The sequence below is a fragment of the Winogradskyella sp. UBA3174 genome, assembly GCF_002364335.1.
Classification (GTDB): Bacteria; Bacteroidota; Bacteroidia; order Flavobacteriales; family Flavobacteriaceae; genus Winogradskyella.
Map to the genome: position 1 here is coordinate 104,897 of NZ_DEXW01000004.1, position 13,435 is coordinate 118,331.

14 protein-coding genes and 1 pseudogene are annotated in these 13,435 nt (G+C 32.2%); 1 reads left to right on the forward strand and 14 read right to left on the reverse strand.

All coding sequences use genetic code 11. From position 1 onward, the window contains the following. Positions 1 to 50: 50 nt before the first annotated feature. The 13 genes and pseudogenes from B2U95_RS00525 to B2U95_RS00585 all read right to left on the reverse strand — a co-directional run bounded on the left by B2U95_RS00525 (position 51) and on the right by B2U95_RS00585 (position 11,931). Positions 51 to 863, reverse strand: a complete 813-nt coding sequence (locus B2U95_RS00525) for a purine-nucleoside phosphorylase (protein ID WP_296311248.1) — start codon at positions 861 to 863, stop codon at positions 51 to 53. A 1-nt stretch (position 864) separates the two neighbouring features. After that, complete coding sequence (locus tag B2U95_RS00530; protein ID WP_296311253.1) at positions 865 to 1,467, reverse strand: TIGR04282 family arsenosugar biosynthesis glycosyltransferase; 603 nt, start codon at positions 1,465 to 1,467, stop codon at positions 865 to 867. After that, the gene (locus tag B2U95_RS00535; RefSeq protein WP_296311255.1) at positions 1,460 to 1,975 is read right to left on the reverse strand and encodes a rhodanese-like domain-containing protein; all 516 of its coding nucleotides are present in this window, start codon (positions 1,973 to 1,975) and stop codon (positions 1,460 to 1,462) included. Before B2U95_RS00535 ends, B2U95_RS00530 begins: the two co-directional genes overlap by 8 nt. A 38-nt stretch (positions 1,976 to 2,013) precedes the next feature. After that, on the reverse strand, positions 2,014 to 3,069 hold the full coding sequence (gene arsS / locus B2U95_RS00540; RefSeq protein ID WP_296311257.1) for an arsenosugar biosynthesis radical SAM (seleno)protein ArsS: 1,056 nt from the start codon (positions 3,067 to 3,069) through the stop codon (positions 2,014 to 2,016). Positions 3,070 to 3,126: 57 nt separating this feature from the next. Beyond that, positions 3,127 to 3,462, reverse strand: a complete 336-nt coding sequence (locus B2U95_RS00545) for an arsenosugar biosynthesis-associated peroxidase-like protein (protein WP_296311259.1) — start codon at positions 3,460 to 3,462, stop codon at positions 3,127 to 3,129. 225 nt (positions 3,463 to 3,687) lie between these two features. Continuing rightward, on the reverse strand, positions 3,688 to 3,813 hold the full coding sequence (locus B2U95_RS00550) for a hypothetical protein (protein WP_296311262.1): 126 nt from the start codon (positions 3,811 to 3,813) through the stop codon (positions 3,688 to 3,690). A 450-nt stretch (positions 3,814 to 4,263) separates the two neighbouring features. Next, positions 4,264 to 4,782, reverse strand: coding sequence for an SRPBCC family protein (locus tag B2U95_RS00555; RefSeq protein ID WP_296311265.1), 519 nt, complete (start codon positions 4,780 to 4,782; stop codon positions 4,264 to 4,266). A gap of 54 nt (positions 4,783 to 4,836) precedes the next feature. Next, positions 4,837 to 5,313, reverse strand: a complete 477-nt coding sequence (locus B2U95_RS00560; RefSeq protein ID WP_296311267.1) for a hypothetical protein — start codon at positions 5,311 to 5,313, stop codon at positions 4,837 to 4,839. Between the two features lie 142 nt (positions 5,314 to 5,455). Beyond that, a complete protein-coding gene (locus B2U95_RS00565; protein WP_296311270.1) occupies positions 5,456 to 6,328 on the reverse strand; it encodes an RNA polymerase sigma factor in 873 nt (290 codons plus the stop codon). Positions 6,329 to 6,544: 216 nt separating this feature from the next. Further along, the gene (locus tag B2U95_RS00570; protein WP_296311273.1) at positions 6,545 to 7,030 is read right to left on the reverse strand and encodes a peptidoglycan DD-metalloendopeptidase family protein; all 486 of its coding nucleotides are present in this window, start codon (positions 7,028 to 7,030) and stop codon (positions 6,545 to 6,547) included. 299 nt (positions 7,031 to 7,329) lie between these two features. Further along, a complete protein-coding gene (locus B2U95_RS00575; RefSeq protein ID WP_296311275.1) occupies positions 7,330 to 7,644 on the reverse strand; it encodes a hypothetical protein in 315 nt (104 codons plus the stop codon). A gap of 1,164 nt (positions 7,645 to 8,808) precedes the next feature. After that, on the reverse strand, positions 8,809 to 9,948 hold the full coding sequence (locus B2U95_RS00580; protein ID WP_296311278.1) for a T9SS type A sorting domain-containing protein: 1,140 nt from the start codon (positions 9,946 to 9,948) through the stop codon (positions 8,809 to 8,811). A gap of 238 nt (positions 9,949 to 10,186) precedes the next feature. Continuing rightward, a pseudogene (locus B2U95_RS00585) lies at positions 10,187 to 11,931 on the reverse strand (DUF885 domain-containing protein). A gap of 336 nt (positions 11,932 to 12,267) precedes the next feature. Between B2U95_RS00585 and B2U95_RS16245 the strand changes: the two are divergent. Further along, complete coding sequence (locus tag B2U95_RS16245) at positions 12,268 to 12,483, forward strand: transposase (protein ID WP_414727651.1); 216 nt, start codon at positions 12,268 to 12,270, stop codon at positions 12,481 to 12,483. A gap of 317 nt (positions 12,484 to 12,800) precedes the next feature. Here B2U95_RS16245 and B2U95_RS00590 read toward each other — a convergent pair whose 3' ends face one another. Then, on the reverse strand, positions 12,801 to 13,109 hold the full coding sequence (locus B2U95_RS00590) for a hypothetical protein (protein ID WP_296311281.1): 309 nt from the start codon (positions 13,107 to 13,109) through the stop codon (positions 12,801 to 12,803). Positions 13,110 to 13,435: the final 326 nt, after the last annotated feature.

The window sequence follows — 13,435 nt, forward strand, 5'->3', positions numbered from 1 at the left end:
GCAGTTTGCAGAGAGTATCAGTTTAACTGAAAACTGCGACTATTTACTATCTATAACGTTTTTATTAATTCTTTAAATAATGTAATCATGTCGGGTTCTGCTTTGCCAGCCATGGCGATAATTTCGCTTATATCTACAGGTTTTAAATTGCTGGGATCACATTCGTCCGTTAAAACAGAAACAGCTGCAGCTTTTAAGCCTAAATGGTTAGCTACTATAATTTCTGGCACTGTACTCATCCCAACAGCATCAGATCCAATAATTTTCAGCATTCTATATTCTGCTCGTGTTTCTAATTGTGGTCCAACAACACTAGCGTAAACGCCTTTATGTAATTTTATATTATTGTCTTTGGCAATGGTTTCAAATTTAGAGTTGATTGCAGCATCATATGGAGCACTCATGTCTGTAAATCGCTCACCTAATTCTGAAACTCCTTTAAATGCTAGCGGAGAACCACCTTGTAGATTAATATGATCATCAATAAGCATTAATTCTCCTTTTTTAAAGTTGAGATTAATAGCGCCAGAAGCATTAGAAACTAAAAGTGTTTTTATACCCAATTTTTCCATAATTCTTACAGGAAAAGTTACATCTTGTAATGTATAACCTTCGTAAATATGAAAACGCCCTTGCATTACAACCACTTTTTTACCACCCAATTCTCCGTAAATGAGTTTGCCTTTATGAAACTCTACAGTTGCGGTTGGGAAATTAGGGATATGATTGTAGCTAGCTTCTGCTATAATATCTATTTCGTCAACTAATTGCCCTAAGCCGGTTCCTAAAATAATGCCCACTTCAGGATTCTCAAAACCTTTGGCTTGTAAATATTCTGTGCTTTCTGTTATAAATTTAATCATCTTAATTATAAAATTGTTTGAGCGTTTTATAATGCTTCATATCCTCAAAGGTATCAATATCATTTAGGTTGTCTAATAAAGATACACTACTATTTTTTAAGTTATTTAGCGTTGCTTTTCGCACTGTATCGGTTCCCCAATCTTTATTTTTAAAGAGTTGTTGGTGCATCGTTTTCATTCCTAAAAGATAGTAGCCACCATCATCAGCTGGGCCAATAACTACATCATTCAAACTTAATTCATCAAATGCTTGCTCTATAATTGTTTCGTTTAAGTCTAAGAGGTCACTTCCTATAATTATAACTTTTTCATAACCATGATCTAATAATTCTAAAAAGGCATTATACATTCGTAGTCCTAAGTCCTCACCTTTTTGAAGCTTTTTGTTAAATAAGTCAGAACTCCAAATATCTTTAATATTTATGTTTTGAGAATAAAACACATAACGAGCAGCGTTCACTTTTTTAGCAATATCAGCAGTATGCTGAAGTAAGTATTTATAAATATTTAATGCAGATTCGTCTCCAACTGTTTTTGCTAATCGTGTTTTGCATTTTCCTAATTCAGGATTTCTAGTAAAGATGATTAAGGCTTTTTTAGTCATTTTTCAACCCGTCTTTAGTGTAAATTTTTTCGCCTTTTTTCAGCCATTTACTCCATTTTTTAGAAAACGCATGTACTTTATCTGTCTCTTTGTTTTCAGAGTTATAGACTGCATAGCCGTTATTTTTCCATTCAAAAATTCCACCAAATAGATTGTAAACGTTAGTGTAATTCGCCTTTTTGAGTTGTTCGGCAATATCCTCAGAACGAATGCCTAAAGAACAGTAAACGACTATAGTTGTAGATTTATCTGTGATTTGATTTGTGATTCTTTTGATATTGAAATTATCATAACCAACATAAATAGCATCTTTTAAATGACTCGTTTCAAACTCTATGATTTCTCTCGAATCTAACAAAATAGCTTTAGTTTTTGGCATAGCTAATTCTTGTACTGTTATATACGGAATACTTTCAGAATTGTATTTTTTTAATAATTCTGAAACACTTTCTTGAGCGAAACTAATGTTCAAAAGAAATAGTAATGTGTATAGAATTTTATTTTTCATAAATTGAGTTTCCCCATTTGGTTAATTCAAGGGACTTTTTAGGCGACACTACCTTGGCAACTACTTCCTGCTCCTGCAGTACAGCCATAACAATGTTGTGAAATGACGATCTTACGACCTTCTAATAATTCCTCGTTAAATTCTGAAATATGTTTAGATTTGCTGTTAACTGGTAACTCTAACATTTGGTTAAAATCGCAATCAAATAAATAGCCATCCCAACTTATTGATAATGTGTTTGTACACATTACGTTTGCTACAGCTGCAGGATTATATGCTTCTACCAAGGCATACATATAATCTTCGTAATTTTCGGAAGCAATTAAATAATCTAAGAAACGCGCAATTGGTAAATTAGTAATAGCAAATAGATTGTGAAATTGAATATCAAAATCTTCTGATAAAGCCTTTTTAAAATCTTTTTCCATAGCGGCTTGGTCTCCAGGTAAAAACGCTCCAGAAGGATTGTAAACCAAATCTAATCTTAGATCACTATCTGGCATTCCGTAACCAACGGCATTAAGTTCTTTTAAGGCTTTAATGGACATATCAAAAACGCCTTCACCACGCTGCTTGTCTGTTTTGCCTCTTGTCCAGTGCGGCATAGAGCTTACGACATGAACATTGTGTTTTTTAAAGAACTCTGGTAAATCGTAGTATTTTTTATTTGCGCGTATAATTGTGAGGTTAGAACGCACAATAAAATCTTTAATACCAACTTTAGATGCCTCTTCTACAAACCATCTAAAATCCGGATTCATTTCTGGTGCACCACCAGTTAGATCTAAAGTGTGTGCGCCAGAAGTTTTAATCACTTCTAAACATTGACGCATGGTGTCTCGCGTCATAATTTCTTTACGGTCTGGTCCAGCATCAACATGGCAATGTTCACAAACTTGGTTACACATATACCCAACATTAATTTGTAAAATCTCTAATTTATTTGCTATTAAAGGAAACTGACTGGTTTCTGAAATTTTAGCTTTAAAGGTTGGTAATTCACCATTTTTGAAAATACCGTTAGAGAGTATTTCTAGTTGCTTATTGCTTTGCGCTAATTCGCTTCCTGATTTTTTAAGGGACTTTGTTGCCATTAATAAGTTGTCTAAATATATAAGTTCTTTCGTAATAAATGAGCCGGATTTTTTATACTATCCGTCGAGTTTATTTACTTTATTCATCATCTGAACACCATGTACAAGTGTTGCTCCACTTTTAATTGCAGCACCAACATGTATGGCTTCCATCATTTCTTCTTTTGTTACACCGCGTTGAAGGGTGTCTTTAGTATATGCATCTATGCAGTATGGGCATTGTTCTGTATGGGCTACAGCTAGTGCGATAAGCGACTTTTCGCGAGCAGTGAGCGCTCCTTCTTCAAAAACTTTTCCGTAGTAATCAAAAAATTTATTACCAAGCTCTTCGTTCCATTCTGTGATTTCCCCAAATTTTCTAAGATCTGCAGCATCGTAATAATTCTTAGCCATAATGTTGTAAATATTTTAAAATCAAAATTAGTTCGTCGAAGATAAAACTTAAAGATTACAGAAAAAAATGAAAAATTTAGAATTTTATGTCTAGATGGACTAGGACTAAGTGTAATCTTTAAGGTGTGAAATTTTTATTTTTCAATCTTTGAAGAGATAGTAAATCAACTTAAAAATAATAATGAATATACTATTGTTAGAATCAGTTTTCAAATAAGTAAAAAATCAGTTACTTATGTTAAGGAATTTATCAAACGTACCCTCAACTAAACGAGGTGCATCTAAAAGTTGAAATTCGTCTTTTATAGCATTATCCTTCCATACAGTTTTTACAACTAACTGTTCCCTCATATAGTGTGAATCGTATCTAGATGTTAAGAGGGCATATAAATAATTGTTCAATGGAGTGTCTCGGTAAAACTTAAGAACAGCTCCAATGATATAGAAAAAATTCTCGTTACAATCTGCGTTTATACTATGGCAACAAAAAACAGGACACTCTTTTTCTTACCAAATCTTAAAAGAGATAAGTAAACGTGCTATTAACCAATCTATCATTAATAAAGAGATGAATTACTATTTAAGGTCTTGTCTTCTCTCTTTAAAAAAACAACTAGTTTTATGTTAGGAATGTTTAGTTATTTCTGAAACAAAATTAACTATTTTAAAATGAGATAGATATGACTTTGGGTGTCATGTCTAAAAATAGTTTATACTATCAAAAAAAGTCTAATCTTGAGTATTGGACTTTTTTAACTTTTAGAAGCCAAATTTTCCCTGTTGTTTATTTAGCTTTTCTTCTTATTTCGATAGCTTTTTCATCGCCTTAATTTTTCTAGGATGAGGAGTGCCATTCTCAATATAAAACTGTAACTCCTCCATAATATCTCCTATAAAGTTTCCAAATCCTATTCTAAGAAGAGGCCAAAGTATAAATCCTAAGGGCTTAATATCCGAACGGAATTTCCACGTCATTTCAGATGTACCTCCATCTATATTTTTCAATGAGAAATCAAGTGTGTTAAATTTAACAGGAAAGAAGAAAGGAGTATTGAGAAAATCAATCCTAACAGTTGCCTTTTTATTCTCTTCACTATATGCTAAGAACTGCTCCGAAGCCTTTATACCTTTTCCGTCTGAACTTAGTTCGCAAACTCTCCCCTGTGATTGACATCCTTCAAATGATTCGCCATTATTTTTAGCGAAAGAATGATTTACGGATGCCATCCATTTATAAGCATCATTAAACCCATGTGCAAATATTCCCCATACCTTATCGGCATCGGCATTAACTATTGCTTTTTTTGTAAACTTGATCATACTATTTTGAATTTTGTTCCTTTAATTTGGTGATATTTTTAGCACTAATTTTAATTACGCATTGTGTTTTCGAGGATACAAATTTCCAGTTTCAACATAATGTTTTAAATCTTCCAGCATGTCATTCGAAGATTTATGTAGCCAGCTTTTAACTTCTGATACTTTCTCTTCAGTAATACCCTCTTTTAATTCCAGCTTGACAGTAATGGACGCTTTGCTTGTATTTTCGTCAATGATTTCGAGAGCCCATTCTGCTCCAGCTTTATTAGCAAAAGGAGGAGCTCCTGCGGTTACTGTATAGGATAAAATATAGTGTTCAGAATCAAATAAATCAAGTGAATGTGTATTTGTACCTCCCTCAACTACAGTATCTCTAGCTGAAAAATTAATTCCATCAAATTTGTTTTCACCAGAGGGTTTTGAATCTTTAAAAAAGCTTGCCCAAGCATGAATTTTATCAAATTGAATGCCTATAACTTGCCAAATATCATTAGCCTTTTTTTGTATAATTACTTCTGTTCTAATATTCATTTATACGATTTAATTAGCAATAATTTGTATTGCCTTCTAAAGTTTAGATGCATGAGATATACAGGTGTTACAGAAAAACACAAAAAAAGAGATCACAAATTGTGATCTCTAGTAATAAATAGGAGTTAATGCAGTAATAACATTATATATTAAACAGGTTTTTAATTGTCTGATCATTAACTATTTTGTTAATAACGGTTTCAGCATCGAATTCTGATTTACTAGGGTGATCTCTAAAAATCTCCACGTACTTCTGGTCTAGTACCTCTATCATTTCATCTTGATTTTCTGAAACAAAATCACCTATTTGTTTCGTGTAGGATGGTTTTAAAATCATGTTGTTCTCGTTTAATACGCCCATTTTTAATGCGCTTTTTGCTTTTTTAACACATCTACATGGGTTTGCCTTATTGATGAGGCCGCATCTGTATTCCATGTAATTGTGCAGTTCTTTTCTTGCTCTGCTCAGTTTTACTCTGAAGTTTTGGGGTGAAATACTAAAAATTTCAGCACCTAAGTTATGATTAATACCAAAAGACTCTCCCAACAAGTAGATTAGTCTTTGCTCTCTGTCTAAGCAGATAAGCATTGCAGAGGTGCATCTAAATTTAACCTCTCTAGTGTAGTCATTTAATTCAAGCTCCTCTGCAGGTGTCAATTCTGGATCTGGAACAGCATTTAACTGTCTATCATGCTCTTCGAAGCTAGGGAACGCTTCTTCCTTCGCTTTTCTCTTTGATCGTAAAAACTCATTAAACACAATGCGATACAACCAGGTTCTGAAGGCACTTTTCTTTTTAAAGGTCGACAACTTGGTGATTACTTTTATAAGGACTTCCTGAGTTAAGTCAAGTGCATCTTCATTACTGTGTGTCATTTTCCATGCTACATTGTAAATGAAGGCTTGGTGAATATCTACAAGCTTGTCAAGAGCTTTAGAATCTCCGTTAAGCACTTTGTCCACAAGAAGTAGGTTGTCCTTTTCCGAGTATTTATCTGATAATGGGTTTTTCATAGTTATTCCTTTAGATACTTGAAAAAGTAAAGTGCTAAATTATGTAGCCTTTATTCAGGACGGGTCATAATGCACTAGAACATAATGTGTATGTTTAGTTGCGTGGTTAAGCAACTAATTTAATAAATAAAATTACTAACAAAGAAAGTCCATCTGGACTTTCGTAAATAAGCGATCTGCCTGCAATTAATTTTATACGGTGTTAGCATAAGTATTTTATACTATTTCAAAATTTATTGGGTTTCCAAAACCATAACCAATATTAGGATTCCAATAACCATACGACCAATTTCCAGATGATTGAGTTGTATAATCTCCATTATTTTGCCAATTATAAAAATCTTCATTTTCTATTTCAGAATTTCTATAAAATCTAATTTCAAAATGGAGGTGTGGACCTCCCATAGTACCAGAATATAAATTTTTAGAAATAAGGTCTCCTTTATTTATATATGTTTCATTCAATTGTATTGATTGGTTTTCGTCCAAATCTAAATCGATATGCGCATATAGGGTAATTAACTTTCCAATACTGTTATTTTCGGAGTCTTTAATTTCTTTAGTAATCGTTAAGTAGTGTCGATATTTAGGGCTATCAATGTATGTGTTTATGATTCCTTCGTGAGCAGCACAAATATTAATGCTTGATGAATTATCAGGATGTAAATCTATCGCTGGATGGTGTTGCGATGTTCCACCCATTCCAATTCCAGTTCCAAACTCTCTGTTGATTGAATAAGGTGCAATATCTCAGTTTGAATTTTGAAGCGGATGTTGATAGCCTTCCAGTCTTGCAAAGTGAATAAACTTATTAATTTCATCTCTCAAATCATTTTCATTAGAATTGTAATAGTTTGGAGTTAAAAAGTTTTGATGTGTTCGTTTTCGTTAATTTCATAAGATGTTTGCTCTACAAAATCAATTGTATCTTTTTTTTTACAACTGATCGAAAATATTAATATTATTAGAATTAAATAAGATGTCATTTTCTTTATTAAGACTTAAAAATTGATGAGTAGTTTAATTTTGCAAGCATAATTTGAATTATCAGCAGTGGTTTTTATGTGGGTTAAGGAACATAGTTTAGACAAGTTAAAGATTAGACTATAGACTAAATTTTGACTAAGCCTTATTAATATTTGTTTATTTCTAATGTTCATATCATCAAAGTAACCTAAAAATACATTATAATAAAATACGCTCCGAATGCCATTTCCTAATTCCTCAACACCCACATATTTTCCTTTAAGAGCAATGCTTAAATAGACCCAATGTTTTGACTTCCATCTCACCGCACCGTTTTGTGTCATTTTCATTATTTTAAATTATAATCACATAGTTTAATTCTTTCATGAAAAGGAAGTGTAGAAAACGGATGCACAGAAGTGGGTGTTTCCATCTCTAAAGTTTCATGTGTACGTATGTGGTTACCTTCTTTTACAAAGTGATTTAAACGCCTTTGTTGTGCTTTTAAACCATAAGCTGAAGGCTTACACAAGCAGTCTTTAAATCACGATGCATTTGTTTGTGTCTTCCATTTTGTTCTGGGTCTCTTGGGTCTGAAAAAATAAGCATAATTCCGAGTTTAATAAACCAATAAGATAGTTAGGTAAAACGCTGAATTGCTCTTGCAGATCCAAATGGACTTCCGTTATCTGTGTGTATTTGTTTTGGTATACCATATGTTCTAAAGGCCTTTGTAAACTCTGCTTTAACGTTCTTTAGAGTTTCTTTATAATGTCCTTTTACCGAGCATACAAATCTACTTTTTGAGTCCGCAATTGTGAGTGGATGATAATAGATTTTATACCCATTAAGAACTTTCCTTTGTAATCAGCAATCCATACTTTATTACAGTGTTTAGGGTCAAAAATAGGGAATAGAGGCTTGACTCTTTTACAGCGTTTTTGAGGTATAACTAAACTTTTTATATAATATATTATGAACCGTAACCACACTTGGAATATCGTTTTCAACACAAACGTTAAACAACAATTTCCTAATTTTTTTTGCGCCTTAGAGTTTGTCTTTTTCTTTGAGTTTTAGAATGTTTTTACGACGTCTTGCTTAGTGCTATTCGGATGCATTTGAGGTGCTTTCTACTACTCTTTTAAGCCTTTAATTCTTTCTTTTTCAAACCTAGGAATGAATTTGTATGAAGTGTGGTGAGAAATTTTAAATGCCTTGCATAATTCTGTAATCGAATACTTTTGGGTTCTCCATTCACAGATGAATTCTACTTTTTGTTCCATAGTTGTCCTTTCTTTATAAGGCATAATTTCTGATTTTACTCAGAAAATTAGTCTTTAAAAAGTGTAAACGATGTGCCTTTAACGCACCTAATTATTGCCAACACAGTGTATAATTAATTGCTTTGTCAAGTGATTATACACTGTGTTAGCGATAGTATTTACAAATTTAATATTTGATAAGCCCAATGCATTTGTAAAAAGCATTAGTGATGTTGCATTTAAATAAGTTTAATTTTTTACAACTTTTTTTGTTATTGTGCCTTTAGAAGTTGTAATACTTAATAAATAAACGCCTGTATTTAAATTAGTTAGGTCTATGAGTCTATTAGTTGGTTTTAAGTTTAAATTTACTCCTAAAGTATTGCAAATAATTATCTCTTTAATTTCCAAAGGATTACTAGTTTCTATATTAATTACATTATTTGTAGGATTTGGAAAAATACGAATGGTATTTTGTAGATCTTCTAAATTTGGAAGTGATAGTGTATTATCTATATGATTTTGAAAAAATAGCCAGGCTTCTTCACCAGCATTAATATCCATATTTCCCCAAGCTCCAGGCCAATCATGTCCACCACCTACTACTTCATAATACCATACTTCGTTATTATTAATACCATTTAAATACTTTTCACTATTAACAAAGCTTCCATCAGAGTTATCGATATTTGGTAATGTTTCAGTATTGGTTGGTATACATTCATTTTTTTCCACAAAATAATTTATTGTAGAGGGTATACTTGGGTAAGCTCCCCATCCATCATTATTATTTGGATCTCCTGATAACGGTGTTACGTTATCTTGAGAGCCATGTATTTCAAACAAAGGAATTGGTGGACTATTATCACAGTCATTTAAAATATCTTGTAGAATCATTCCTGCTACAGGTGCCACTGCTTTAAACGTGTTATAGGATTGACAAGCTAGCATGTAACACATTTCTCCCCCATTAGAAAAGCCAGTTGCAAAAGTATAATCAGGATTCAAATTATGGGTTATTTGAAGGTATTCAGCTAATTCTGTTAAAAAACCAACATCATTTACTGTTTCAGTTTGATGGAACGCATATCCGACATTCCAGAATCGATTTCCACCCGAATCGAAAGTCCCTCTAGGATAACAAACTGCAAAACCGTATTGATCGGCAATTTGATTCATTTCAGAATAATTTTTCATACTATTAGCATCACCAGTATAGCCGTGCATAACAAATACTAAAGGCATATTCTCATTTAAATTTGTAGGTTCATAGTATAAATATTGACGGTCAATACCATCATGTTCGAATGTAATAAATTGTGCTTGTGTTATTAAATGAGAAAATAACATAACAATTATTAAAGTAGTGAGTTTATACGTTTCGTTCATTTTTGAGGATTTAGAATTGAGTATGAATTTAAAAGCATAGATATAGTAATTCTAATTTGATATTAAAAAGTGAGCATTTACCTATTATTGCTAACATGATGTGTATAGTTAATAACTAATTTAGTAAACAAATCACACATATAAAATTCTAACGGAATTTTCATAAGCTGCTGAGTACTAGAAATAAATTATATACTGTATTAGCCTTTGTTATTTTTATATTACTTGTTTCTTTAGTTTAGCAATTGCTCTTTTCTAGAGCGTCGCTAATATAACCATTAATAATTTCCTCTAAAATATCTAAAGGAACAGCACCATTTTTTAAAACCACGTTGTGAAACTCTCGTAAATCGAATGTATTACCAAGTTCTTGTTTTGCCTTTTCTCTTAGTTCTAATATTTTCATCATTCCTATTTTGTACGCACAAGCTTGGCCTGGCATAACGATATAACGTTCTATTTCTGATGTGACTTCAGATCTGTTATTCCCCGTATTTTCAACCATATAATCAATGGATTCTTCTCGTGTCCATTTCTTATGATGAATTCCAGTATCTACAAACGGACAGCCCTAAACATTTCGGCCTGTAATCGACCTAGATTACCAAAAGGATCATTTTCGTAAAAACCCAATCCCCAAGCCAAACGTTCAGCATAAAGTGCCCAGCCTTCGCTGTAAGCAGTAAAAAGAGGAAGGGTTCTGAAGGTAGGAACATCCTTTAATTCGCCTTGAATAGCTATTTGAAAGTGATGACCAGAAATGCCTTCGTGATAAGCCAAGGTTTTCATTCCAAACTTAACAGTTTCTTCGGGATTTCTTAAATTAGCATAGAAAATACCACCTCGAGACCCATCCATTGCCGGACCATCATAATAAGCGAATGCTGTGCCTTTTTCCTTAAATTCAGGTACGCGTTTTACCTCTAAACCTGCTTTTGGTTTTATGCTGAAGGCATCATCTAATCCTTTACTAATTTCAGATAATTTACTGTCGTAATCTTTGAGAATCATGTGGCGACCTTCATCGGTATTAGGATATAAAAAACGCTCTTCTTTATTTAATTTTTGAAAAATCTCACCCATGGTTTTTGTCGAATCTGCATAGCCTTCAGCTTCAATAATAGTAGTCATTTCTTTTAGTTTATAGCGATAATAGGCATCGCCACTAGGAAATTTCCATACACCTGAATCATTGGTCGCTTTTAAATTTATTTTTTCAAAATAATCTATAAGATTTTGATAAGCAGGAAACACGGTTTTTACAATAGCGTCTGCCACTTGGTTTTTGTAATTGGCTTTTTCTTCGTCTGAAATCTCCTCTAACAAGTTCACCTTGGTATCAAAATTAGTGTAAAGAATATTTGATGTTACCGCAGATGTATTATTTTTTGATTCCAATAAACTATCAGGTTTTACACCAATAAACCCGTTCATTTTGTCCAATACCAACTGGTTAATAAACTTTGGTAGCATAATTCCTTTGGATTCACTTTTTTTAAGATTATCAATAAGTTGCGAAAATTTAGTATCAAATTTTGATAGGTGCGAGATATAAGCTTCAATATCACTTTCGTCATTGAGCTTATGTGCACTTACCATCATACTTGGCAAACCACTTTGTATCCCAAACATTTGGTTTACGGGATACCCATGGTAAAAAAATGACTCTCCTTCTAAAATTGTATTAATGAAATATTTTAAAATTTTGGTATTAAGTTGATTTTTTGATATTTGTTTATCAAAATCATAACTCAATAAGGTTTGGTAATCTTCTTTTGTTTTATTGAAGCTTTCCCATTGTTTGGCATCAGAAATATCATCTAATTCATCCTTATACCAATCATAAATAACAGGAATTCCTATTTGTGTTGTAGTTTCTGGGCTGCTTAATGCTAATCCTACAAATAGTCTTTCATAGAAATGATTAATCTTAAATGGCTTAAACCAAATAAGGTTAATAAGCCATAGACCTCCAAAGGCCAATAGCAGCAGAACGGTTCTACCTGTCCAAAATTTCCAGCTTCGTTTTTTCTTATTTATAATTAATTTTATTGGTGAAAATTTTACAATAAAGGCTAACCTGAAGTCTATGCTTATTTGTTTGGTTAAACAACTAAATTATTAAACAAATACGAACCAGAGAAAATTTTGAAGGAATTTTTCAGATAAGCACTCTCTAAAGTAATTAATTAATAACCCTGTTGTGGTGTCGTTTTTGTAATCTTCCAAATTAAATTCAGGTTGTATTATCGTTTCGTAAGCATCCTTTAAATCGAACCGTTTAAAAGTAGAATGATTAACTTAATTTTAAATCGTATTATGAGAAAGAGTAAATTTACGTCACAACAAATTTCAAAGGGACTAATGAGGTCCGACAACGGGAAGAGTGTTGGCCAGATCAGCCGAGAGCATGGTGTTAGTGTGGTTGCCTTTTGTAGGTTGTGTTCCAAATATAAGAGCATGGACGGTAATGAATTAAAATGGCTCAAGGAGTTTGAGGAAGAGAACAAACACAGATATGTATGGCTAAAATAATCATAGATCGCCTAATTATTTGGGTAACATTTCACCTATAGAAGTCGCTCAAACGTTAAGTGTCTCTGCCGCTGGGTTTATTTTATAATATTTGATTTTAGACAATTAGCTAACTCTTTTAAAATAAAAAAAAACCCTACTTTTTTATAAGGTCTTTTTGCTCTATTTTATTTTGTAATCAATGTACCTTAATGATACTAATGTTTGCCAAGGTCTTACATATGTAAAGTAGGGTAGGGTTAATGTATTTTATTTATAAAGTATAGAGGGTGCTTGTTAGGGTGACCCTCGACTGAATGGGGTATTTTCATTATAAATTAGTTGATTGTTATTGATTTATTTGAAGGTTTTGTAATATCAATATGATCAATTTTATGCTTTACTGCGTAATTCAAAACATGATTATTTGCGTCTTTTGTACAAACAATCATTACGTTTATAGAATGTTTTTTCAAGGATTCAAACGTTTCTAAGTTATTTACATCTATCTGAATATGATTTGGAATCATATCTTTTTGTCGCGTCCCAATAAGGATTTTTAACTGTGGACCTCTTTTGGAAAACATATTATGAATGGTTTTTCCTATCAAACCAGTTCGGCTAATAATTAAAAACGTCGTACTCATCTTGTTTTTGTTTCTTGAATTAATAGGGGCAAAATTAAAATTCTTAAGAAGATCGATATAGGACAAATGGGCTAAAATTATAAGTCTACTTGACATATAATGTATTAATAATCCAATACTTATGCTTTAGTATTTTGTTCTATTTTAAAACAGTCTAAATACAAATAGCTCGTAATCAGTTATTTGTATTTGTTCTAAAGACTATAACTCTTAAGTTTAATTAATATTAATTAAAAAAAGCAAAATTATGTCTATCAGAATAGGAAACAGTTGTGTGAATTGTGAAAGTTTAGCATCTAATAGTCAATGTAAAGTTCATGGAGTAT

Bases quoted from the DNA above. Each gene is read 5' to 3' on its own strand.
- B2U95_RS00555 (WP_296311265.1), bottom strand. From the start codon at position 4,782: ATGATCAAGTTTACAAAAAAAGCAATAGTTAATGCCGATGCCGATAAG.
- arsS (WP_296311257.1), bottom strand. From the start codon at position 3,069: ATGGCAACAAAGTCCCTTAAAAAATCAGGAAGCGAATTAGCGCAAAGC.
- B2U95_RS00580 (WP_296311278.1), bottom strand. From the start codon at position 9,948: ATGAACGAAACGTATAAACTCACTACTTTAATAATTGTTATGTTATTT.
- B2U95_RS00535 (WP_296311255.1), bottom strand. From the start codon at position 1,975: ATGAAAAATAAAATTCTATACACATTACTATTTCTTTTGAACATTAGT.
- B2U95_RS16245 (WP_414727651.1), top strand. From the start codon at position 12,268: ATGAGAAAGAGTAAATTTACGTCACAACAAATTTCAAAGGGACTAATG.
- B2U95_RS00565 (WP_296311270.1), bottom strand. From the start codon at position 6,328: ATGAAAAACCCATTATCAGATAAATACTCGGAAAAGGACAACCTACTT.
- B2U95_RS00525 (WP_296311248.1), bottom strand. From the start codon at position 863: ATGATTAAATTTATAACAGAAAGCACAGAATATTTACAAGCCAAAGGT.
- B2U95_RS00590 (WP_296311281.1), bottom strand. From the start codon at position 13,109: ATGAGTACGACGTTTTTAATTATTAGCCGAACTGGTTTGATAGGAAAA.
- B2U95_RS00550 (WP_296311262.1), bottom strand. From the start codon at position 3,813: ATGAGGGAACAGTTAGTTGTAAAAACTGTATGGAAGGATAATGCTATA.
- B2U95_RS00560 (WP_296311267.1), bottom strand. From the start codon at position 5,313: ATGAATATTAGAACAGAAGTAATTATACAAAAAAAGGCTAATGATATT.
- B2U95_RS00545 (WP_296311259.1), bottom strand. From the start codon at position 3,462: ATGGCTAAGAATTATTACGATGCTGCAGATCTTAGAAAATTTGGGGAA.
- B2U95_RS00570 (WP_296311273.1), bottom strand. From the start codon at position 7,030: ATGGGTGGAACATCGCAACACCATCCAGCGATAGATTTACATCCTGAT.
- B2U95_RS00530 (WP_296311253.1), bottom strand. From the start codon at position 1,467: ATGACTAAAAAAGCCTTAATCATCTTTACTAGAAATCCTGAATTAGGA.
- B2U95_RS00575 (WP_296311275.1), bottom strand. From the start codon at position 7,644: ATGAAAATGACACAAAACGGTGCGGTGAGATGGAAGTCAAAACATTGG.